We start from the raw sequence: 22,512 nt of genomic DNA on the forward strand, positions 1-22,512 counted from the left end.
AGGAGGTGGCAGAAGATGAAAACCGTAATCAGACTGGACAAGGTAAGCAAAAGCTATACCCTTGGTGAAAAGAAAATCACAGCATTAAAGGAGTTTTCTTTTGAAGTGAAAAGCGGTGAATTTGTGGCAGTGATGGGACGAAGCGGATCCGGGAAATCTACTTTTCTTAAGATTGCAGGAACACTGGAAAAGCCAGATACCGGAGCAGTCTTCCTGAATGGAATACAGATTAACGGGCTTTCCCAAAAGAAGATCTGCAAGATCCGGCAGAAGAAAATCGGGTTTATTTTCCAACAGTATCAGTTACTGCCGGAGTATACGATCTGGGATAATGTATGCATGCCGCTTTATATCGCGCATACGGTACCGGATAAAGCTTATATCCGACAGCTTCTTGAAAAGGTCGGATTATGGGACAGGAACGGAGATTACCCCGATCAGTTATCCGGTGGAGAACAGCAGAGAGTGGCAATTGCCCGTGCAATGGCGGCAAAGCCGGGAGTGATCCTTGCGGATGAACCGACCGGGAATCTGGACTACCAGACCGGACAGGAGATCATGAAGCTGATCTGCGCATCCAGAGAACTTTACCGTCAGACAATTGTCATGGTGACACATGATATGGACAGTGCCAATTATGCGGACAGGATTGTGTATATGGAAGATGGTGCATTGCGATGAAAAGAGAGAAAAAACATGGAATTGAACGGGAACTCAGTATAAAAAGAATCCGCAGCCAGAAGAAATACAGCATCCTTATTGTCTTCGTCCTGCTTCTTACCTGCACACTGGTCCAGATTGGCTTCCAGATGTCGGAAGGACTGAAAGCCGCATATATCGAGAATCGTAAAGCAGTATATGGGGAGTGGGAACAGGTATTTTTGGATATGGATGAAAGCTCGGTAAAAGTAGCAGAAGAGAATCCATTTCTTGCACAGACCGGGAAAATAAGTATCTATGGGGCGATCGCCGGAGATTATCTGGAAAACCGTCAGATGAATATCGGGACAATGGACGAGACGGCGTGGAAGCTTGGCAGACTGGAAATGAAAGAAGGACGCCTGCCGGAAAATGAGCATGAGATCGTAATGGAATACAGTACACTTCGCTCACTTGGATATGCATATGCTTGTAAAAGCGAAAGAAGGCAGTGAAAGTGTTTATAAAGATCTGAAAGACAGCGAAGAATTTACCTGCGGCATGGATGACAATATGGAACAGGACAAACTTTCTGATGTAAGTCTTCCGTATATGGATTTTCTGGAAAATATCCGTTTGCTGATTGGTGGTGCGTCGATCTGTATCCTGTTTCTTACGGTATCGCGTTCGATTATCTCAAGAGAACAGTTCTGGAGGTTCCTGGATGCACTTGGAATGAGAAGAGGGCAGATGTACCAGATTATTTTCTGGGAAGCAGTTCTGTTTGGTGCAGGAGCTGTTTTTGTTGGAAATCTTGCAGGGATTGGGATTTACCAGCTGGTTATCCCTGCTTTTGAAAAGATAACCGAGCAGACATTACCACAGGCGATTGCATGGGAAGGAGTCCTTTTTGGAACTGGCTTCAGTATCTTATGTATTGCTGCAAGTTATGGACTCAGTGCAGTACAGCTTCGCATACTTCTGAAAGAAAAAAAGAAGAAAGTTCAGAAAAGAAGGGGAAAGTACAGGAAGATCGTCCGGTTCACGCCAGGAAGAGTTTTACTTCATAAATGGCAGATGCATCGTGTGCGTAAGAGTGTAGAAATTGTTCTTCTGGCAAGTGCTTTGCTGATCGTGGGATTTGGAAAGATGGAAATATCAACCAGACAGGAAGAACTGAAAGTATATCAAAGGCTGACAGGAAATGGATACTATTTGAGTACAATGGAGATTACGAATTCTCCGGGAATTTCCAGGCAGACAGTTGATAAACTGGAACAGGTTGCCGGAGTAACTTCTGTAGAACAATATCATAACAATGAAAAAGAGGAGTTCTGGATTGATCTGTCAGAATATGCTGAAAGCGAGTATTTTCAGAAAGTAGTCGAAACATTGGTGGCATATCTGAATGAGACATCAATAAAGGAAAAGATATCTATTGAGAAAGTAAGATTGTCTTTGCTTACAATAGACAGATGGCAGGATATACAGCGTTTTCTGAGAAATCTGGATGAAGGCAGCCTGACAAAAGAAGAATTTGAACAGGGAGATTTTTGCATTCTGGATCTTACAGAGTTGCAGGAATATGACGGAAAATATCTGAGCGCATTCAGCCCGGACGGACAAGGAATATCAGAAGATACGGTACAGGTTGGTGATGAACTTCCGGTTTATACATTGAATGAGAATGGAAGTAGAAACGAAAATCCGATTCCAGTAACAGCGATTTTACGTGGCATGAAGGAAGAAGATGTGCGGAATCCACAGATAGGTGGATCTGGTATATCGATGATTGTTGGAAAGAATTTCTGGAAGAAATTTGGGAAAAACAGAATTATGGAATATGATCAGATTGTAAAAATTCTGGTATCGGATGATGCGGATGCGTATGATACGGAAGGGCATATTCTAAGTATTTTAAAACAGGGAACAGCTGTAAATGTGCAGAATAACCATGAAGAGTATAAGAAAATACGTCAGGAATTATATTCCTTTATAGGAATGTACAGCATTTTTGCAGTGTTTTACATGATTCTGATTTCCATAGTTTTGTATCAGATGTTTCTTGCGGAGAAGCAGGAAGAAAAAAGAGAAGGGGAAATCTTACAGTCGCTTGGAATGGAAGAAAAGTTCCTGAAGAAAATGCATCGGATAGAAGTTCTTTGGATGACGGGATGCGCAGGAGTGATTGGAGTTCTTACGTTATGGGGTGCTTGCCGACTGATATAGAGGAGGCTTCAAGATGAAGAAAACCTATATCCTATATTGCTGCATAATCAGCGTTATTCTAATGCCGTTCAAATGGTTTGCACCGGAGAATAATGACGGATTTATCGGAATGGGGATTTAAGTGTATTTCCAATCCGGTTGGAATCGTGTTGCTCATTATTGGTGTTCTGCTGATTCAGGCAAAGCGTATAGAAGCAAAAGAACGGATTCAGGTGGGAATTGGATTAGTGGCAATAAAAAAGACTGTCAAGCCATAAAAGCTTCACAGTCTTTTCACGTCCCTGATCAGAATCGAACTGACGCACCCGCCTCCGGAGGGCGGTGCTCTATCCACTGAGCTACAAGGACATTTACTAATATAGCACTTGCCCAGAAAAAAATCAAGAAGAAATTTCGAACAGGACAAGTAAAACGGGATGAACAAAATAGCAGCCGAAATACCATTTGAAAGTGATTTGATACACAGAGTGGGCATCAGCATAAAGCAATTTTAATGCAGAAAAAGAATAAATAATCGCTTCGACAAAACCAGTCAAAACAAGTCTTCCTTCGCTATTGACGCAAAAGCGGGCATTGCGTATGATAGGTGGCAAAGGAGGAAATGCCATGTCGGAAGAAAAAAGGATGCCCGTCCTTACAGGCCAAAAGAAGCAGATTTTCTACACTGGTCTTGTGTATCTGCTGGTCTGCTTTATGACGGCGGGAGTCACCGTTTTTCTTACGAAAGAGAAAAAAGATGAGGTAAAAGAAGTAAGTGCAGTTGTTACAGAAGAGCCAAAAGTAAATACCGGGTACGCAGCGATGGAAACCAATCCACTTCTGGAGAACCGGGACGAAGAGCTTGCGGGTGCAGTAGAAGCATACTATCAGGAACTTTCCGGAAAAGAAGCCTATGCCGAAGCATACGATGGGATTGCGATTTACACGAAAGACGGCAAAGCAAAAGGCAGCAGGATCCTGTATGTACGGTACAATATGAAGATCCGTGGAATTTACACTGAAGTACCGGGACTTGAAACCTTATATGCGGTCAAGGACAAAGATGGAAAATTCGATATTCAGGCAGAGATCTCTGACGAGCAGATTCAGACGATAATTGAAGAAGTTTCCGCACAGACAGATGTGCAGGAGCTGTTTGCACAGGTAGAAGCGGATTATGAACAGGCACTTGGTTCAGATGCAATGCTCGCACAGGCGGTGGAAGATCTGAAAAATGCAGTGGATCAGTAACACTGTAAATACAGCGAGCCAGTAACGTCTGAAAAAAGCGGTAAAGTCTATGAAAAAATGTTGTGCGTCAGCAGAAGTGGATGCTGTCTTGCTAAAAATTCATAAAGAATGCAGAATTTCAGGCAACATCCAGTCTCCGGATTGCGATTTTCTATTGCGCTTACATAAGGATTCAGATATAATAAATAAAGCGGCGCAGGCAAAGAGTCTGCGCTAACGTTTATGATGAAAAAGAGAGGAACGATCGATACTATGAAGAAGATCCTGGATCTGATTACAGAAGAAATGGAACAGGCATTTGCAGATGCCGGATACGAGAAAGAACTGGCGCGTGTTACACTTTCCAACCGCCCGGATTTATGTGAATATCAGTGCAATGGTGCGATGGCAGGTGCAAAAAAGTACCACAAAGCACCGATCATGATCGCAGAAGAAGTTGTGGCAAAGATTCCGGAGAACGGATATATCAGCGGAGCAGAAGCAGTTAAGCCAGGTTTCATCAACCTGAAGACCAACCCGGCAGCAGTCGCAGATTATCTGAACCAGATGGAAGCAGACGAAAAGCTCGGCGCGGAAGAAGTAGAAAATCCAAAGACAATCGTCATTGATTACGGCGGACCGAATGTGGCAAAACCGCTTCACGTTGGGCATCTCCGCTCCGCGATCATCGGAGAAAGCGTAAAGAGAATCACCCGTTTTATGGGCAATAAAGTGGTTGGTGATATCCACCTTGGAGACTGGGGATATCAGATGGGACTGATTATCACAGAACTGAAGAAACGCCAGCCGGATCTTCCGTATTTTGATGATAATTTCACCGGAGAATATCCAAAAGAAGCACCATTTACCATCAGTGACCTGGAGGAAATTTATCCGGCAGCGTCCGCTTATGCAAAAGAGCATGATGATTACAGAGAAGAAGCACTGGATGCGACCTTCCAGCTGCAGAGCGGAAAGCGCGGTTACCGTGCAATCTGGGATCACATTATGAATGTGTCTGTGACAGACTTGAAGAAAAACTATGCGAACCTGAATGTTGAATTTGACCTCTGGAAAGGGGAATCTGACGCACAGAAATACATCCCGGATATGGTGGAAAGACTGAAGAAGGAAGGCTATGCGCATATTGATAATGGAGCACTCGTGGTAGATGTCAAAGAAGAGACCGATACCAAAGAGATCCCACCGTGTATGATCCTGAAGTCCGACGGTGCAGCACTTTATGATACCACAGACCTTGCGACACTGGTAGAGCGTGAAGAACTGTTCCAGCCGAACGAAGTCATCTATGTAGTTGACAAACGTCAGGAACTGCATTTTGTACAGGTATTCCGCTGCGCGAAGAAGACCGGCATTGTAAAAGAGGATACAAAACTTACTTTCCTTGGATTTGGTACGATGAACGGAAAAGACGGAAAACCGTTCAAGACCAGAGAAGGCGGCGTTATGCGTCTTGAGAACCTGATCCGCGAGATCACAGAAAAGATGTATGAAAAGATCACAGAGAACCGTACCGTATCGGAAGAAGAGGCAAAAGCAACAGCGAAGATGGTCGGAATGGCTGCGATCAAATACGGAGACCTCTCCAACCAGGCAGCAAAAGACTATGTATTCGATGTAGACAGATTCACTTCTTTTGAAGGAAATACAGGTCCGTACATCCTGTACACCATCGTTCGTATCAAATCAATCCTGAACAAGTACAAAGAATCAGGAAAGAGTATGGACGATATCAAGATCCTTTCGGCTACAAGTGAGAGCGAAAAGGCTCTGATGCTGGAAGCTGCGAAGTTTGGCAGTGTGATGGAGAATGTATACGAAGAACTTGCACCACACAAGATCTGCGCATATATTTATGATCTTGCAAATGCATTTAACCGTTTCTACCATGAGACAAAGATCCTGGCAGAAGAGGATGAACAGAAGCAGAAGAGCTACATTGCCCTTCTTACACTGACAAGAGACATTTTGACAACCTGCATCGATCTGCTTGGATTTGAAGCACCGGAAAGAATGTAAAAAGGCAGAAGCATCAGAAGTAATGACAATACGATAAAGAGGCGAGGACATATGACAGAGAAATTGTTTTACACAGACAGTCACATGCAGGAATTTACTGCGGAGGTTGTGTCCTGCCGCCCGTGTGATAACGGATATGAGGCAGTTCTTTCAAGAACTGCCTTTTTTCCAGAAGGCGGCGGTCAGGCAGCAGATACCGGAGTGATTGACGGGATCAGAGTATATGATGTACAGGAAAAAGGAGAACAGATCTTTCACTATCTGGAAGGAGAACTGGAAGAAGGAAAGACCGTGACCGGTCAGATCGACTGGGACAAACGTTTTTCACGGATGCAGCAGCACAGCGGAGAACATATCGTATCGGGAATCGTTCATGCACGTTTTGGATATGATAATGTGGGATTCCATTTGAATGATGAGCTGTGCACTCTGGACTTAAGTGGTCCGCTCACGAAGGAGGAGCTTCGCGAGGTGGAAAATGCGGCAAATGAAGCGGTATTTGCAAATGTACCGGTTCAGATAAGTTATCCGTCCAAAGAAAAATTGAAGACGTTGGATTACCGCAGTAAGATAGAGATTGACGGACAGGTGCGTATCGTGACGATACCGGGATATGACGTGTGTGCCTGTTGTGCACCGCATGTGTATTTTACCGGAGAGATCGGTCTTATCAAACTGGTGCAGAGTCAGAATTATAAAGGCGGTATCCGGATCACTATGCTGTGCGGAAGAAGGGCACTGAAGGATTATCAGCAGAAAGAAGAAAGTGTGAAGGCGATCATGGGAAGCCTTTCAGCGAAGGAAGAATTGATTGCTGAAGCAGTTGAACGCGTAAAAGAGGAATGTACACAGCTGAAGAGTGAACTTGCAGAGACAAGATATCAGATTCTTGAAGCACAGGCAGAAAAAATTCCGGAGGGACAGAAAAAGGTCTGTATTTTTGATAGCAAATTAAGTGGGAATGAACCACGTGAGCTTATGAACCTTGTACTGAAAAAAGGAACAGAAGTATGTGCGGTATTTGCAGGAAACGAAGAGAGTGGATACCGTTATGTGATCGGCAGTGAGACAGAGGATGTGCGCCCGTACAGCAAGATCCTCAAAGAACAGTTTGACGGAAGAGGCGGTGGAAAACCGGTCATGGTACAGGGTTCTGTAAATGGAAGTGAAGAGGCAATCCGAAAAGTTTTTGAGTAAGAGAAGGCGGAGATGAAGAATGCGAGACAGGAAAACAGGGAGAATTATCTGGTATTTGTTCAGTGCGGTTCTGATCAAATGGGGTGTGGAGATCGCAGTAGCGACATTTGCACTTTCCTGCGGTCTGCGCAGCAATATGGGAATTGGGGCAGTCTCTTCGATCATCACGATCCCAATGATTGCGTGGATCTACCGGAAAGATCAGGGACGCTATGAAAAGCAGCAGGAATCCTGGTGGAAATATAAAGCGGCTTCCCGATATGGAATGTGGCTTGTTATGATCGTCGGTGCAGTGACTGCGTGTGTGGCGATGAATGATATCGTCATGCTGATGAATATGCAGAGGATCAGCCAGGTTTATCAGAGCACAGAGCAGATCATTTACAGTGCACCGCGTTGGCTTCAGCTGGCGGGAGCCGGGATTCTGGCTCCGGTCGCAGAAGAGCTTGTTTACCGCGGGATGATCTACCGGCGGATGCGCGAGAGCCTTACCGCTGTGCAGGCAGGTGTGTTTGTATCCATTTTGTTCGGTGTCGGTCATGGAAATCTGCCACAGGGACTTTATGCAATGGAACTCGGACTTCTGCTTGCCTGCATTTATGAGAAATTCCGGAATATTGCAGCTCCGATTCTGTTCCATATTGTTGTGAATATTACGTCATTATTGCTTTCGTGGTATGGGGGCTTTGAATGGATTCTGGGAACAGAGGGAAAAGCAGTTGGAATTACTGTACTGGCTACGTTGATTACTGTTATAATTTATGTAAAAATAAAAAATATAAGACAAGAAATACGATAATTAACTGAAAAATACTGAAAAAGTTTACAAAATAAATAATATCTGACAATTTCTGTAAAATTAGGGGTTTACTTTTGCAGACAAATGCTGTATAGTGTTAAATCATAAAAGCAACAACAAAACCGTTTTACAGAAAGGGCAGGTTATATGAGTGTAATACAACAAAATACAGAACAAGGCTTATACAGCCCTGATTTTGAGCATGACAACTGCGGTATCGGAGCTGTTGTGAACATCAAAGGGCAAAAGAGTCATGATACAGTCGCAAATGCGCTGAAAATCGTAGAAAATCTTGAACATAGAGCTGGCAAGGATGCCGAAGGGAAGACAGGAGACGGTGTAGGAATACTGTTACAGATTTCGCACAAGTTCTTTACAAATGTCTGTCGTCCCCTCGGCATCTTTTTAGGTTCTGAGAGAGATTACGGTGTGGGAATGTTTTTCTTCCCACAGGACGAACTGAAAAGGAATCAGGCAAAAAATATTTTCGAAGTTATTGTCGAAAAAGAAGGACTGAAATTCCTTGGATGGAGGGAAGTGCCGATCCGTAAAGAGATCCTTGGAAAGAAAGCACTCGAATGCATGCCGTGCATTATGCAGGGATTTATCGAACGACCGAAAAAAGTAAAACAAGGACTGGATTTTGACCGCAGACTTTATGTGGTAAGAAGAGTCTTTGAACAGAGCAGTGATGATACCTATGTAGCATCCCTGTCAAGCAGAACCATCGTGTACAAAGGAATGTTCCTTGTAAAACAGCTCCGGATGTTCTTTGAAGATCTGCAGAACCCGGATTATGAATCTGCAATTGCAGTTGTACATTCCAGATTCAGTACAAACACTAATCCAAGCTGGGAAAGAGCACATCCGAACCGTTTCATCGTACATAACGGAGAGATCAATACCATTCGTGGCAATGCAGATAAGATGCGGGCCAGAGAGGAAAACATGGAATCCGAGCATCTGGAAGGAGAGCTTTATAAAGTCCTTCCGGCAATCAATACCGCAGGTTCCGATTCTGCCATGCTGGATAACACGCTGGAATTCATGGTGATGAGTGGCATGCCGCTTCCGTTGGCAGTTATGATCACCATCCCGGAGCCATGGGCACAGAATGCAACGATGTCACAGAAAATCAAGGATTTCTATCAGTATTACGCAACGATGATGGAGCCATGGGACGGACCGGCATCCATCCTGTTCTCAGATGGAGATATTTTAGGAGCCGTACTTGACCGAAATGGACTCAGACCTTCCAGATATTACATCACAGATGATGACACACTGATCCTTTCTTCTGAGGTTGGTGTTCTGGATATCCCGCCGGAGAAGATCGTAGTCAAAGAAAGAATCCATCCAGGTAAGATGCTTCTTGTTGATACTGTTCAGAGGCGTGTCATCGACGACCAGGAACTGAAAGAAGAATATGCGGCAAGACAGCCTTATGGCGAATGGTTGAACAGTCAGTTGGTCAATTTAAGCGATTTAAAGATCCCGAATCAGAAAGTACCGCAGTATTCTAGAGAAGAATGCCAGAGACTGCAGAAAGCATTTGGATATTCTTACGAAGAAGTGAAGACTTCTATTTTAAATATGGCAATGAATGGAAGCGAAGGAATCGGAGCCATGGGTATCGATGCACCACTTGCCGTTCTTTCTGAGCAGCATCAGTCTTTGTTTGGATATTTTAAACAGTTATTTGCACAGGTAACGAACCCGCCGATCGACGCGATCCGTGAAAAAATCGTGACTTCGACAACGGTATATGTCGGAGAAGAAGGAAACCTTTTGGAACAGAAAGAGGAAAATTGTCATGTACTGAAGATCAATGATCCGATCCTGACAGATACCGATCTCCTGAAGATCCGTAACATGAAAGTCGACGGTTTCCGTGTGGCAGAAATTTCTACTACTTATTATAAAAACTCCAGCCTGGAAAAAGCGATCGATTATCTGTTTATCCAGGTAGACCGTGCAATCCGTGAAGGCATGAATATCCTGATCTTAAGTGACAGAGGTGTGGATGAATATCATATTGCGATCCCGTCCCTGCTTGCAACATCAGCGGTTCATCAGCATCTGGTAAGAACTAAGAGAAGAACAGAGGTTGCCATGATCCTTGAGACCGGAGAACCAAGAGAAGTACATCATTTCGCAACGCTTTTGGGATATGGTGCATCTGCGATCAACCCGTATCTTGCACATGAATCGATCAAACAGCTGATCGATACAGATATGCTTCAGAAAGATTATTATGCAGCAGTCAATGACTATAATGAAGCTGTTATAAGCGGAATTGTCAAAATTGCATCGAAGATGGGAATTTCCACGATCCAGTCTTATCAGGGATCCATGATCTTTGAAGCGATTGGATTAAAACCGGAATTCATTGAAAAATATTTCACCGGAACTGTCAGCCGTGTCGGTGGTATCGGACTGGAAGAAATTGCAAAAGATTATATGGCAAGGCATTCCGAGGCCTTTGATCCGCTGGGACTTTCCGTAGATCTGACGTTGAACAGTGTGGGACAGCACAAGTCGAAGAGCGGTGGTGAAAAGCATCTGTACAACCCGAGAACGATCCATATGCTCCAGCAGTCCACAAGACGCGGGGATTATGAAATGTTCAAGCAGTACACGCAGATGGTTGATGAAGAATCCAAAGGAATCACGCTCCGTGGACAGATGGACTTCAATTATCCAAAGAAAGGAGTTCCGCTTTCAGAAGTAGAGAGTGTGGATTCGATCGTGACCAGATTTAAGACCGGTGCAATGTCTTACGGATCAATTTCAAAGGAAGCACACGAAACCCTTGCCCTTGCAATGAATGCACTGCACGGTAAGTCAAACTCAGGTGAAGGCGGAGAGGATATCGAGCGCCTTGGAACCGACAGAGGCTCTGCGATCAAACAGGTTGCCAGTGGACGTTTTGGCGTTACAAGCAGATATCTTGTCAGTGCAAAAGAGATCCAGATCAAGATGGCACAGGGAGCAAAACCTGGAGAAGGTGGTCATCTGCCGGGGGGAAAGGTTTACCCTTGGGTAGCAAAAACCAGACATTCTACGCCGGGTGTGGGACTGATCTCACCGCCGCCGCATCACGATATTTACTCGATCGAAGATCTGGCACAGCTGATCTATGACTGCAAAAATGCAAACAAGGATGCAAGAATTTCTGTCAAACTGGTATCTGAAGCCGGTGTCGGAACGGTTGCAGCGGGTGTTGCAAAAGCAGGAGCCGGACTGGTTCTGATCTCCGGTTATGACGGAGGTACAGGAGCTGCACCGAGAAGTTCTATCCATAATACCGGACTTCCGTGGGAGCTTGGACTTTCTGAAACACATCAGACACTGATCCAGAACGGACTGAGAGAAAGAGTCCGTATCGAGACAGACGGTAAGCTGATGAGCGGTCGTGATGTGGCGATCGCAGCACTTCTCGGTGCAGAGGAATTTGGATTTGCGACGGCACCGCTTGTAACCATGGGGTGCGTAATGATGCGTGTATGTAACCTAGATACCTGTCCGGTCGGAATTGCAACCCAGAATCCGGAACTGAGAAAGAGATTTGCCGGAAAACCAGAATATGTCATCAACTTCATGCGTTTTATCGCGGAAGAATTAAGAGAATATATGGCAAAACTTGGCATTCGTACTGTGGATGAACTGGTGGGAAGGACAGACCTTCTGAAAGTGAGAGATGTGCCGACATCCAAACGTGCCGCAACACTGGATCTTTCCAGAATCCTCAATAATCCGTATGCAAAAGAGAAGAAAGGCATGATCTTCAATCCGAAGAAAGTCTTTGATTTTGAACTAAATAAAACACTGGATGAAAGAGTTCTAGTAAAGGAACTTCTTCCGTCACTGGAAAAGAAACAGAAGAGAATCTTGGAGCTGGATGTAAAAAATACAGACCGTACATTCGGCACAATCTTCGGTTCTGAGATTACAAGACGTTATCCGGACGGACTGGAAGAAGACAGCTATGTGCTGAAATGTAAGGGCGCAGGCGGACAGTCATTCGGAGCATTTATACCAAAAGGTCTGACACTGGAACTGACCGGTGACAGCAATGATTATTTTGGAAAAGGACTTTCCGGTGGTAAACTGATCGTTTATCCGCCGACTGGTGTGAAATTTAAAGCTGATGAAAATATTATTATTGGTAACGTAGCGCTTTATGGTGCAACAAGCGGAAAAGCCTATATCAATGGTGTGGCAGGCGAACGTTTCTGTGTCCGTAACTCCGGAGCAACAGCAGTTGTAGAAGGGGTCGGTGATCATGGATGCGAATATATGACTGGTGGACGGGTTGCAATTCTTGGCAAGACCGGAAAGAACTTTGCAGCAGGTATGAGTGGCGGTGTTGCCTACGTTCTGGATATGGACAGTGATCTTTATACAAAAGTCAACAAACAGATGGTTAATATCGAAAAAGTAACATCTAAGTTCGATGTATCTGAATTGAAAGGTATGATCGAAGAACATGTAGCAGCAACCAATTCCGAGACGGGAAAAGAAATCCTGGATCATTTCAAAGAATACCTGCCGAAGTTTAAGAAGATCATTCCGCGTGATTACGAGAGAATGCTGACCCGCATCCTTCAGCTGGAAGAAAAAGGTCTCAGCAGCGAACAGGCAAAAACCGAAGCATTTTATGCGATCAAAGAAGGAAGATAGGAGGCCAAAAACGTGGGAAAAGCAACAGGATTTATGGATTATGACAGACGCGATGCAGAGTGCGAATCTCCAAAAGAGAGAATTAAGCATTTCCGGGAATTCCACACGCCTCTGTCAAAAGAAGAGCAGGAAATACAGGGCGCCAGATTTATGGCATGCGGCGTCCCGTTCTGCCAGGCGGGACAGATGATCGCAGGGATGGCAAGCGGCTGTCCTCTGCATAATCTGGTGCCGGAGTGGAATGACCTGATTTATCACGGCAACTGGGAAGAGGCATATTACCGGCTGAAAAAGACAAACAATTTTCCGGAATTTACTTCCAGGGTATGCCCGGGACTTTGTGAGGCGGCATGTACCTGCAACCTGCATGGAAGCCCGGTGACGACTAAAGCAAATGAATATGGGATTATTGAAAATGCTTACGAAAAGGGATATGCAAAAGCATGTCCGCCGAAAGCGCGTACCGGCAAAAAGATAGCGATAATCGGTTCCGGACCTTCCGGTCTCACAGTCGCAGATCAGTTAAATAAACGAGGACATCTGGTAACAGTATTTGAGCGGGAAGATAAGCCGGGTGGACTTCTCCGTTATGGAATCCCGAATATGAAGCTGGAAAAACAGTTCATCGACCGGAAACTTGCAGTAATGGAAGAAGAAGGCATCCGTTTTGAAACTGGCTGCAATATTGGAAAAGATAAGAAATCTGCAGAACTTCTGAAAGCGTTTGACCGGGTGGTGCTTTGTTGCGGTGCATCCCATCCGCGTGATATAAAAGTACCCGGAAGAGATGCAAAAGGAATCCATTTTGCAGTAGATTTTCTGAAATCAACTACGAAATGTCTCTGGAAAAATGAGATGCAGCTGAAAGAAGGCGAATATATTTCTGCAAAGGGCAAAAATGTAATTGTCATCGGTGGTGGCGATACGGGAAATGACTGTGTTGGAACGTCGATCCGTCATGGTGCAAAATCCGTTCTTCAGCTGGAAATGATGCCGAAACTTCCGGATGAGAGAAGCGCTATGAATCCATGGCCGGAGTGGCCGAGAGTCTGCAAGACAGACTATGGTCAGCAGGAAGCAATTGCTCTCTGGGGACATGATCCGAGGGTTTATCAGACAACGGTAAAGGAATTTGTCAAAGATAAGAATGGAAATCTTTGCAAGGTGGTTCTTGTGAAACTGGAAAGCAAGAAGGATGAAAAGACCGGACGTATGATGATGGCAGAGGTCGCAGGAAGTGAGTACACGGTAAATGCAGAACTGGTGCTGATCGCAGCGGGGTTCCTCGGAAGTGAGGATTATGTGACAAAGGCATTCGGTGTGGAAGTCAATGAGCGCACGAATGTTAAAACAGCTCCGGGTGAGTATAAAACGAATGTGCCGAATATATTTACGGCAGGAGATATGCACAGAGGACAGTCGCTGGTTGTGTGGGCAATCCGGGAAGGAAGAGAAGCGGCACAGCAGATAGATCTGGATCTGATGGGGTATACGAATCTGTCAGTACAGTAATTAGTGGCGTTTGATTTTATGAAGGCGTAACCCGCCGCAAGGTGTAGGAAGTGGTTCCTGCACCTTGCGGCGGGCTACGCCTTTAATGAAAATGTGCAATAGATTTATTTTTCAGGTACAATTTCTAACCAGTAACCGTCTGGGTCTTCGATGAAGTAGATGCCCATGGACTCATTTTCGAAACAGACGCAGTTCATTTCTTTATGGTGTGCGAGGGCGGCATCCATGTCGTCTACGGTGAAGGCGAGGTGGATTTCGTTGTCGCCGAGGTCGTATGGGCGGTCCATGTCGCGAAGCCAGGTGAGCTCGAGCTGATGAACGGAGCTTCCATCACCGAGGTAGACGAGCTTAAAACTTCCGTCAGCAGCATCTTTTTCGCGGACTACGGTGAGTCCGAGTGCATCTTTGTAGAATTGAATTGATTTTTCAAGGTCACGTACATTTAAGTTGTTATGGTTGAATTTGAAATTCATAGTGGAATCCTTCTTTCTTATTTAGTATTCTAGATTTATTGATTATGAAGTCAGTTTAGCATAAATAATAAGGATTACGCAAGGAATGGTTATTAGGAGTGATAACGAAAATATCAGTATATTATGATACCCTAGTAGAATATTACAAAAATGTTAAATTGTATTGCAAAAAATAGAAAAATGGTATATAATCGACCACAAGGTTAGGAAAATAATTAGTAAAAAATATAGGATGGGTGATTATGATAAAATTTAAACAAGTATTTTTGGCATCTGTTCTTGCAAGTTCAATGGTAGTTACGCCAGTATTTGCAGATGATGTCAGCAATCTGCAGAATAGTAAAAATGCAGCACAGAGTGAAGTGAATTCTCTTCAGTCAGAATTGCAGACACTAATTGAAAAAATGAGTAAGCTGGAAGATGATCTGGTGTCAACAGGTCAGCAGATCACACAGGCACAGGATGATCTTACTGTTGCTAAAGAAAAAGAACATCAGCAGTACGAAGATATGAAGAAGCGTATCAAGTATATGTATGAAGAAGGCAACTCGACTGCGATTGAGACTCTGATCAGTGCTGAGAATTTCTCAGACTTGCTTAACAAAGCAGAGTATGTTCAGAACGTACATAGTTATGACAGAAAGCAGCTTCAGGAATATATTGATACCAAGCAGCAGATTGCAGATCTGAAAGCACAGCTTGAAGAAGATCAGGCGAATCTGGAGTCTATGCAGTCTGATTATGAGGCAGAGCAGACGACGCTGAGTAATACGCTGGAATCTAAGAAAGAAGAAGTCGCAGATCTGGATCAACAGCTTCAGGCAGCTGTAGCAGCAGCTGAAGCAAAGAGGCAGGCAGAAGAAGCTGCAAAGGCAGCAAAAGCAGCTGAGTCAACAAAGTCAAATTCGACCGTTGCATCGACAAGCAACAGTGGTTCACAGACTGTAGGTAATACAACAAATAACAATGGTAATAACAACACAACCGTTACACCGAGTGCACCAAGTACGCCAAGTACACCGAGTACGCCAAGTACCCCGACAGTGACTCCGGATACAAGTAATAATAACAGCAGTAGTGATAACGGTGGAAGTACATATGGCAACGGAAGCGCTATTTTAAGTGCAGCAGCAGCATACCTTGGAGTTCCTTATGTATGGGGCGGTACTTCGGGAAGTGGTGTTGATTGTTCAGGTCTTGTATACCTGGCACATCAGGCATGTGGTATTCCAATTACACGTAACTCATACAGTCAGGGAAGTGGCGGACAGGCAGTGTCAGACCCACAGCCGGGTGATGTTGTGTGTTACGGAGGACATGTGGGAATCTACGCAGGAGGCGGACAGATGATTCATGCACCGCAGCCGGGTGAGGTCGTATGTTATACAAGTGTTAATTATGCATACCACTGGTATAGAAGATACTGGTAAGAATAAGATCTCTTTAGGTAAGTAAAAGATGCGTAACAGAAAATATTTCTGTTACGCACTTTTTTAATTAGAAGAGGAATTTTAAGTAAAAAAATTTTTTTACTGAAAAAGCTCAAAAACGTACATTATTCCGTAAGAACTTAAATTTGAAAAATTGATAAAACGGGCGAAAACGTACATAATTCCGAGGAAAGTTAAAAGCCAATTTTTTAATAAAAACTCGAAAACGTACAAAATAAAGGAATTTTCATTTGGTAATCAACCATTTGAAAATTCCTTTTTTGATGAAACTATTTTGTTAATTTTAGAAAAATTTCTTTTTTCTACGGCGTCCTTTACAATAAGGGCAGGATTCACGATGTCTCTTCTGATAGAAAATTTTATCAGCTGGACTTAACGGATATTTGTGTTCAGAACTTCTTTTACAATTCCACCAAACCTTTTGTGAATATGTATCTAATATTTCATCGGGATTTACAAGGCAATAGTTTGCAATAAAATCCCAATCTTCCATTAAATCAGGATGAAGCGCGGCAAAGGATGTTTTTCCAGGAAGTGCTTTACGACCGGAACAATAAGGGCAATCCGCTTCACCATTTATAACATCGATGATTCGAGCAGGATAATTACCGTGACAAGTAGGGCAACAATTTATTGGCATCACTAGAGCTGAAAGATAAGGTGAATTGGGACTATTTTATTATGTTGGTTGCAAAAACAGGAATGAGATTTTCTGAATTAATTAAACATTTGCCAGAGGATAAACCAATTTTTGTTGATGGTGCAGTATACAATTCAACGGTAAATAATATACTTGCAAGACATTGTAAAGAATGTAATATACCGGTAATATCAATTCATGGATTGCGGCATACGCATGCGTCTTTGCTGCTGGTTACAGGCGTATCTATTGCTAGTGTAGCAAGAAGATTGGGACATTCGAGTATAACAACAACACAGAAAACATATTTACATATTATTCAGGAATTGGAAAATAAAGATATTGATTTAGTTATGCGTTCATTATCAAGTTTAAGTTAACGAATTACACGGCTTGCGTTGATTAAGAGTGATAAGAAAATGACCTGGTTTATTTATACAAAAATCGGTATAAATAAGTTGGGTCATTTATTGTGCAGTATATTTGATTATGGTAATATAAAGATATGAATTTTCCAAAAGAAAAGAGAATGAAAATGAATTTAACAAGTACAAGTAAATTTGTAAGTTTAATCCTGCGCCATAAACCAGAAACAATTGGAATTCAATTAGATGAACATGGTTGGGCAAATGTAGACGGGCTGATTGCCGGAATTTCGAAAACACGTGAATTTAATAGAGAAATGCTGGAAGAAATTGTTTGGACAGATAATAAGCAAAGATTTACCTTTAATGAAGATAAAACAAAGATTCGGGCAAATCAGGGACATTCGATTCCTGTTGATGTAGAATTACCAGCAGCAATACCGCCTGAAACGCTCTGGCATGGAACTGGAGAAAAATATGTTGCATCCATTGATCAACAAGGATTGATTCCAAAGGGTAGGCTATATGTGCATTTATCATCAGACGCAGCTACAGCTACGAAAGTCGGCTCACGTCACGGAAAACCAGTGCTTTATATCGTAAAAACAAAAGATATGTATGACGATGGATATTCATTTTTCTTATCAAAAAATGGAGTATGGTTAACAAAAGAAGTCCCTGTAAAATATTTAATCAAAGAGGAGCAGTAAGGATGATTTATGTAACCGGCGACTGTCACGCTGATTTTACCAGGTTCAATACTAAAATTTTCCCGGAACAATATGAAATGACAAAAGATGATTATGTCATTATCTGCGGTGATTTTGGCGGAGTATGGAATCGCTTTGAAGAAAATAAACATGAGAAGCATTGGATGGACTGGCTGGAAGATCGTCCTTTTACAACTCTTTTTTGTGAGGGGAACCATGAGAATTTTGACAGGCTTTACAGCTATCCTATAGAAAAATGGAATGGTGGAAATGTACATAAGATTAGACCTTCGGTGATCCATCTTATGCGAGGACAGGTTTTTCAACTTTGCGGAAAGAAATTTTTTGTATTCGGCGGAGCAAAAAGTCATGATATAGAAGGTGGAATACTTGATCCAGAAGCACCGGATTTCAAGAAGAAAAAGAAAGAACTGGATAAGGAATGGCTGCCTTATCGTGTGAATCATATTTCGTGGTGGAAGGAAGAAATGGCTTCAAAAGAGGAAATGGAAGAAGGATTAAGAAATTTATCTCAGTATAACAATGAGGTAGATTTTATTATCAGTCATTGTTGTGCTACAAGTACCCAGAAACAATTTGTAGATAAGACTTTTTCAGCAGATTCCATGACAGATTATCTGGAGTTAGTGAAGCAGCGGGTAAATTTTAAGAAGTGGTTCTTTGGTCATTATCATGATAATAAGAATATTGGACCGAAAGAAATACTGATATATGAGCAGATTATTCGGATACTGTGAGAAATTATAATTTGTGTATGACGAAGGGAGATTTTCGACATATGTGTAAATTGATGGAAGAATATGAGAAACGTACACTGAACCGGTTCATGAAAAAACTTACTGTTCCGGGCGAAAAATGTAATCTGAAGATGCGGATGAATCTGCGCTATGCATGTTTCAAATTTCTAAGTATGTAAAAAGAATCACTTATCAGAAAAATAAAAACAACAGGAGGAACCTAAAAATGGAAGTAATACGCGCAAAAAGTGCCGGATTCTGCTTTGGTGTAAAACGCGCTGTCGATACAGTATATGAGCAGGTTGAAAAACAAATGGGAAAACAGATCTATACTTATGGTCCGATCATCCATAATGAAGAGGTTGTAAAGGACATGGAAGCACATGGCGTAAAAGTCTTGCACAGTGAGGAAGAACTGAAAGGTCTGGAAGAAGGACTGGTGATTATCCGCTCTCATGGTGTTCCAAAGAGAATCTGTGACCTAATGGATGAAAAAGGCATCGAATATGTAGATGCAACCTGTCCGTTTGTGAAAAGAATCCATAAGATTGTTGCCGAAGAAAGTAAAAAAGGCAGCCGGATCATTATCATTGGTAATCCGGATCACCCTGAGGTTGAAGGAATCCGGGGCTGGGCAGGAGAAAATGTAACCGTTATAAAAAATGCAGAAGAAGCAGAAAAATTTGAAAATACTACATCCGAAAGAATTTGTATTGTGTCTCAGACGACATTTAATTACAATAAATTCAAAGATTTAGTTGAAATTATTTCAGAAAAGGGTTATGATATAAGTGTTTTAAATACGATTTGTAATGCAACCAGAGAGCGTCAGACAGAAGCAAGGAGCATTGCAAAAGAGGTGGATGCTATGATTGTAATCGGAGACAAACATAGTTCCAATACCCAGAAACTGTATGAAATATGCAGCAGGGAATGTCACAATACGTACTATATACAGACACTTGACGATTTTGATATGAATCAATTAAGGTCCGTGGAAACAGTAGGTATTACAGCAGGGGCATCCACGCCCAACAATATAATTGAGGAGGTTCAAAATAATGTCAGAATTAACTTTTGAACAAATGTTAGACGAGTCATTTAAAACAATTCATAATGGAGAGGTCGTAGATGGTACTGTAATTGATGTTAAGCCAGATGAAATCATCTTAAATATAGGATACAAAGCAGACGGTATCATCACCAGAAGTGAATATACCAATGATAACAGTGTAGATCTTACAACTGTTGTTTCTGTTGGTGATCCGATGACTGTTAAAGTACTGAAAGTCAATGATGGAGAAGGACAGGTTCTTCTTACATACAAGAGACTTGTTGCAGAAAAAGGTAACGAAAGATTAAAAGAAGCATTCGAGAACAAAGAAGTCCTGAAAGCACCGGTTACTCAGATTCTTGGCGGTGGATTAAGCGTTGTTGTAGATGAAGCAAGAGTATTCATCCCGGCAAGTCTTGTATCAGATACTTACGAAAAAGACCTTTCTAAGTACAAAGATCAGGAAATCGAATTTGTTATCAGCGAATTCAATCCAAGAAGAAACCGTATCATCGGTGACAGAAGACAGCTTCTTGTTGCTGAAAGAGCAGAAAAGCAGAAAGAACTCTTCGCTAAACTTAAAGTCGGTGATGTGATCGAAGGAACAGTTAAGAACGTAACAGATTTCGGTGCATTTATCGATCTCGGCGGAGTAGACGGACTTCTTCATATCTCTGAGATGTCATGGGGAAGAGTTGACAATCCGAAGAAAGTATTCACAGTTGGTGAAACTCTTAAAGTTCTTGTTAAAGATATCCATGATACAAAAGTTGCACTCAGCTTAAAATTTCCGGAGACAAATCCATGGGCTAACGCAGCTGAGAAGTACGCTGTAGGTACAGTTGTAACAGGAAAAGTTGCAAGAATGACAGACTTTGGTGCATTCGTAGAACTTGCTCCTGGAGTAGATGCACTCCTTCATGTATCACAGATCTCAAGAGCACATGTTGAAAAACCTTCAGACGTACTTTCTGTAGGTCAGGAGATTACAGCTAAGATCGTAGATCTTAACGAAGCTGACAAGAAGATCAGCCTTAGCATGAAAGCACTTGAAAATGCAGAAGCTCAGGAAGAAACTGAAGAATAATTAAATAAGATATACAAGGATAGAGACTGATTGAAGTCTCTATCTTTTGTTTGAAAAAAACTGGTAGACATAACTAACTACAGCTGAAAAAAGTTTTCGGATCCATAAGTGATCTCGATAAGTAAGATGAAAAATTTTACCGAATAGTCAGAAAATTCACAAAGAGAGGTCGTAGTAGCCTCTCTTTTTTGTGTAAGGAGACTATTGTGTTAAAAAAACGACAAGATGTACTGGAAAATATACAATAAAATGACGAAAGTTACTGGAATTGTAGGATTTATTTTAGTATATTTATAAGAGAGAAAACAGGAAGGAAGGATATCAAAATGGGACTTTTGACATTTAAAGGCGGAGTTCATCCGAACGACGGAAAAAGTCTTGCGAAAGACAAGGCAATCGTAGAACTTCTGCCACAGGGTGATCTTGTATACCCGTTATCCCAGCATATCGGAGCACCGGCTAAGCCAGTAGTAGCAAAAGGTGACCATGTGCTTAAAGGGCAGAAAATTGCCGAAGCGGGGGGCTTCGTGTCTGCACCGATCTATGCATCCGTATCAGGTACTGTAAAAGCGATTGAACCACGTGTGAATCCGACAGGTTCTAAAGTGAACAGTATCATCATTGCAAATGACGGTCAGTATGAAGAAGTAGAATATCCACAGCCAAAACCTCTTTCTGAACTGACAAAAGAAGAGATTCTGAATATCATTGGAGAGGCTGGCGTAGTAGGTATGGGTGGAGCAGGTTTCCCTACCAGAGTGAAGCTTTCACCAAAAGAGCCAGACAAGATTGATTATATCATTGCAAACTGTGCGGAATGTGAGCCGTATATTACTGCCGATTACAGAAGAATGCTGGAGAATCCGGAACTTCTGGTAGAAGGTATGCGTGTGATCCTGAAGCTTTTTGACAATGCGAAAGGTTTATTTGCAATCGAAGATAACAAACCGGACTGTATCGCAAAATTAAAAGAGCTGACCAAGGACGAGCCTCGTATGGAAGTCAGAGAGATGATGACCAAGTACCCACAGGGCGCAGAACGTCAGCTGATTTTTGCAAATACAGGACGTGCGATCAATTCTACCATGCTTCCGGCAGATGCTGGATGTGTAGTAGACAACGTAGAGACCATCATCAGCATTTACAATGCAGTAGTAAAAGGCATTCCTTCTATGGAACGTGTCGTTACTGTAACAGGGGATGGAGTTGTAAATCCTGGTAACTACAAAGTACTCTTCGGAACCAACCAGAACGAACTGATCGAAGCTGCCGGCGGACTCAAAGAAGGCTGTGAAAAAGTTATTTCAGGTGGACCGATGATGGGATTTGCGATGTATACGACCGATACACCGATCACCAAGACATCTTCATCTATTCTTTGCATGTCAAAAGATGAAGTATCAGCCTGTGAACCGACAGCATGTATCAACTGCGGACGGTGCGTTGACGCCTGTCCAAGCCGCATTATTCCGTCAAGACTGGCTGATTTTGCAGAACGCCATGACGAAGAAGCGTTCCTCAAATTCAATGGTCTTGAATGTGTAGAATGTGGATCCTGCAGTTATGTATGTCCGGCTAAGAGACAACTGAAGCAGGCAATCGGATCGATGAGAAAAACCGCACTTGCCAACAAAAAGAAAAAATAGAATAGAGAGGAAGAGGTGAA

The 22,512-nt window shown here is 42.7% G+C and carries 20 protein-coding genes and 1 tRNA gene; 18 read left to right on the top strand and 3 right to left on the bottom strand.

All coding sequences use genetic code 11. The annotated features are described in order from the left end of the window. Positions 1-15: 15 nt before the first annotated feature. The 4 genes from PG418_RS03260 (at position 16) to PG418_RS03275 (ending at position 3,125) form a co-directional block, all read left to right on the top strand. Complete coding sequence (locus PG418_RS03260) at positions 16-681, top strand: ABC transporter ATP-binding protein (RefSeq protein ID WP_117556084.1); 666 nt, start codon at positions 16-18, stop codon at positions 679-681. Next, entirely contained in the window at positions 678-1,154 is a 477-nt protein-coding gene (locus tag PG418_RS03265; protein WP_498837044.1) for a hypothetical protein, read from the top strand. Before PG418_RS03260 ends, PG418_RS03265 begins: the two co-directional genes overlap by 4 nt. Then, positions 1,126-2,868 carry an FtsX-like permease family protein gene (locus PG418_RS03270; RefSeq protein ID WP_498837045.1) on the top strand — a complete coding sequence of 581 codons (1,743 nt, stop codon included), beginning with the start codon at positions 1,126-1,128 and terminating at the stop codon, positions 2,866-2,868. Before PG418_RS03265 ends, PG418_RS03270 begins: the two co-directional genes overlap by 29 nt. Positions 2,869-2,960: 92 nt before the next feature. After that, positions 2,961-3,125: a hypothetical protein gene (locus tag PG418_RS03275; protein WP_498837046.1), complete on the top strand. Its 165-nt coding sequence runs from the start codon at positions 2,961-2,963 to the stop codon at positions 3,123-3,125. A 19-nt stretch (positions 3,126-3,144) separates the two neighbouring features. Here the strand turns inward: PG418_RS03275 and PG418_RS03280 are convergent. Next, positions 3,145-3,216, bottom strand: a tRNA-Arg gene (locus PG418_RS03280). Between the two features lie 258 nt (positions 3,217-3,474). Between PG418_RS03280 and PG418_RS03285 the strand changes: the two genes are divergently transcribed. The 6 genes from PG418_RS03285 to PG418_RS03310 all read left to right on the top strand — a co-directional run bounded on the left by PG418_RS03285 (position 3,475) and on the right by PG418_RS03310 (position 14,308). Continuing rightward, a complete protein-coding gene (locus PG418_RS03285; protein WP_195412866.1) occupies positions 3,475-4,098 on the top strand; it encodes a hypothetical protein in 624 nt (207 codons plus the stop codon). 252 nt (positions 4,099-4,350) lie between these two features. Next, positions 4,351-6,117 (top strand): arginine--tRNA ligase, encoded by a 1,767-nt coding sequence (gene argS, locus PG418_RS03290; protein WP_055155681.1) that lies wholly within the window; start codon positions 4,351-4,353, stop codon positions 6,115-6,117. Between the two features lie 51 nt (positions 6,118-6,168). Then, a complete protein-coding gene (locus PG418_RS03295) occupies positions 6,169-7,314 on the top strand; it encodes an alanyl-tRNA editing protein (protein WP_055155608.1) in 1,146 nt (381 codons plus the stop codon). A 19-nt stretch (positions 7,315-7,333) separates the two neighbouring features. Further along, positions 7,334-8,113, top strand: a complete 780-nt coding sequence (locus PG418_RS03300; RefSeq protein ID WP_498837047.1) for a CPBP family intramembrane glutamic endopeptidase — start codon at positions 7,334-7,336, stop codon at positions 8,111-8,113. Between the two features lie 147 nt (positions 8,114-8,260). Beyond that, positions 8,261-12,796: a glutamate synthase large subunit gene (gene gltB / locus PG418_RS03305; protein WP_498837048.1), complete on the top strand. Its 4,536-nt coding sequence runs from the start codon at positions 8,261-8,263 to the stop codon at positions 12,794-12,796. Between the two features lie 12 nt (positions 12,797-12,808). Continuing rightward, positions 12,809-14,308 carry a glutamate synthase subunit beta gene (locus PG418_RS03310; RefSeq protein ID WP_498837049.1) on the top strand — a complete coding sequence of 500 codons (1,500 nt, stop codon included), beginning with the start codon at positions 12,809-12,811 and terminating at the stop codon, positions 14,306-14,308. Between the two features lie 104 nt (positions 14,309-14,412). On the opposite strand, the gene PG418_RS03315 is transcribed toward PG418_RS03310, so the two are convergent. After that, positions 14,413-14,781, bottom strand: a complete 369-nt coding sequence (locus PG418_RS03315; protein WP_117556070.1) for a VOC family protein — start codon at positions 14,779-14,781, stop codon at positions 14,413-14,415. Positions 14,782-15,023: 242 nt separating this feature from the next. Here PG418_RS03315 and PG418_RS03320 point away from each other — a divergent pair, with 242 nt between their 5' ends. Then, complete coding sequence (locus PG418_RS03320; RefSeq protein ID WP_498837050.1) at positions 15,024-16,211, top strand: C40 family peptidase; 1,188 nt, start codon at positions 15,024-15,026, stop codon at positions 16,209-16,211. 304 nt (positions 16,212-16,515) lie between these two features. On the opposite strand, the gene PG418_RS03325 is transcribed toward PG418_RS03320, so the two are convergent. After that, complete coding sequence (locus tag PG418_RS03325; protein WP_498837051.1) at positions 16,516-16,872, bottom strand: zinc-ribbon domain-containing protein; 357 nt, start codon at positions 16,870-16,872, stop codon at positions 16,516-16,518. Here PG418_RS03325 and PG418_RS03330 point away from each other — a divergent pair. The 7 genes from PG418_RS03330 to rsxC all read left to right on the top strand — a co-directional run bounded on the left by PG418_RS03330 (position 16,866) and on the right by rsxC (position 22,492). Further along, the gene (locus PG418_RS03330) at positions 16,866-17,252 is read left to right on the top strand and encodes a site-specific integrase (protein ID WP_498837052.1); all 387 of its coding nucleotides are present in this window, start codon (positions 16,866-16,868) and stop codon (positions 17,250-17,252) included. The genes PG418_RS03325 and PG418_RS03330 overlap by 7 nt on opposite strands. A 155-nt stretch (positions 17,253-17,407) precedes the next feature. After that, positions 17,408-17,947, top strand: a complete 540-nt coding sequence (locus PG418_RS03335) for an RNA 2'-phosphotransferase (RefSeq protein WP_498837053.1) — start codon at positions 17,408-17,410, stop codon at positions 17,945-17,947. A gap of 2 nt (positions 17,948-17,949) precedes the next feature. Further along, on the top strand, positions 17,950-18,705 hold the full coding sequence (locus PG418_RS03340; RefSeq protein WP_498837054.1) for a metallophosphoesterase: 756 nt from the start codon (positions 17,950-17,952) through the stop codon (positions 18,703-18,705). 41 nt (positions 18,706-18,746) lie between these two features. After that, a complete protein-coding gene (locus tag PG418_RS03345; RefSeq protein WP_156337624.1) occupies positions 18,747-18,884 on the top strand; it encodes a hypothetical protein in 138 nt (45 codons plus the stop codon). A 47-nt stretch (positions 18,885-18,931) separates the two neighbouring features. Further along, positions 18,932-19,786 carry a 4-hydroxy-3-methylbut-2-enyl diphosphate reductase gene (ispH, locus tag PG418_RS03350; protein ID WP_008375102.1) on the top strand — a complete coding sequence of 285 codons (855 nt, stop codon included), beginning with the start codon at positions 18,932-18,934 and terminating at the stop codon, positions 19,784-19,786. Then, entirely contained in the window at positions 19,767-20,846 is a 1,080-nt protein-coding gene (rpsA, locus tag PG418_RS03355; RefSeq protein ID WP_008375104.1) for a 30S ribosomal protein S1, read from the top strand. Before ispH ends, rpsA begins: the two co-directional genes overlap by 20 nt. Positions 20,847-21,172: 326 nt before the next feature. Next, on the top strand, positions 21,173-22,492 hold the full coding sequence (gene rsxC, locus PG418_RS03360; protein WP_022220469.1) for an electron transport complex subunit RsxC: 1,320 nt from the start codon (positions 21,173-21,175) through the stop codon (positions 22,490-22,492). Positions 22,493-22,512: the final 20 nt, after the last annotated feature.

It is taken from the genome of Bariatricus sp. TF06-38A, from assembly GCF_027690675.1.
GTDB classification, from domain to species: domain Bacteria; phylum Bacillota; class Clostridia; order Lachnospirales; family Lachnospiraceae; genus Allocoprococcus; species Allocoprococcus comes.

Coding starts and splice junctions, on each gene's coding strand:
- PG418_RS03260 (WP_117556084.1), top strand. CDS start 16: ATGAAAACCGTAATCAGACTGGACAAGGTAAGCAAAAGCTATACCCTT.
- PG418_RS03265 (WP_498837044.1), top strand. CDS start 678: ATGAAAAGAGAGAAAAAACATGGAATTGAACGGGAACTCAGTATAAAA.
- PG418_RS03270 (WP_498837045.1), top strand. CDS start 1,126: ATGCTTGTAAAAGCGAAAGAAGGCAGTGAAAGTGTTTATAAAGATCTG.
- PG418_RS03275 (WP_498837046.1), top strand. CDS start 2,961: ATGACGGATTTATCGGAATGGGGATTTAAGTGTATTTCCAATCCGGTT.
- PG418_RS03285 (WP_195412866.1), top strand. CDS start 3,475: ATGTCGGAAGAAAAAAGGATGCCCGTCCTTACAGGCCAAAAGAAGCAG.
- argS (WP_055155681.1), top strand. CDS start 4,351: ATGAAGAAGATCCTGGATCTGATTACAGAAGAAATGGAACAGGCATTT.
- PG418_RS03295 (WP_055155608.1), top strand. CDS start 6,169: ATGACAGAGAAATTGTTTTACACAGACAGTCACATGCAGGAATTTACT.
- PG418_RS03300 (WP_498837047.1), top strand. CDS start 7,334: ATGCGAGACAGGAAAACAGGGAGAATTATCTGGTATTTGTTCAGTGCG.
- gltB (WP_498837048.1), top strand. CDS start 8,261: ATGAGTGTAATACAACAAAATACAGAACAAGGCTTATACAGCCCTGAT.
- PG418_RS03315 (WP_117556070.1), bottom strand. CDS start 14,781: ATGAATTTCAAATTCAACCATAACAACTTAAATGTACGTGACCTTGAA.
- PG418_RS03320 (WP_498837050.1), top strand. CDS start 15,024: ATGATAAAATTTAAACAAGTATTTTTGGCATCTGTTCTTGCAAGTTCA.
- PG418_RS03325 (WP_498837051.1), bottom strand. CDS start 16,872: ATGCCAATAAATTGTTGCCCTACTTGTCACGGTAATTATCCTGCTCGA.
- PG418_RS03335 (WP_498837053.1), top strand. CDS start 17,408: ATGAATTTAACAAGTACAAGTAAATTTGTAAGTTTAATCCTGCGCCAT.
- PG418_RS03340 (WP_498837054.1), top strand. CDS start 17,950: ATGATTTATGTAACCGGCGACTGTCACGCTGATTTTACCAGGTTCAAT.
- PG418_RS03345 (WP_156337624.1), top strand. CDS start 18,747: ATGTGTAAATTGATGGAAGAATATGAGAAACGTACACTGAACCGGTTC.
- ispH (WP_008375102.1), top strand. CDS start 18,932: ATGGAAGTAATACGCGCAAAAAGTGCCGGATTCTGCTTTGGTGTAAAA.
- rpsA (WP_008375104.1), top strand. CDS start 19,767: ATGTCAGAATTAACTTTTGAACAAATGTTAGACGAGTCATTTAAAACA.
- rsxC (WP_022220469.1), top strand. CDS start 21,173: ATGGGACTTTTGACATTTAAAGGCGGAGTTCATCCGAACGACGGAAAA.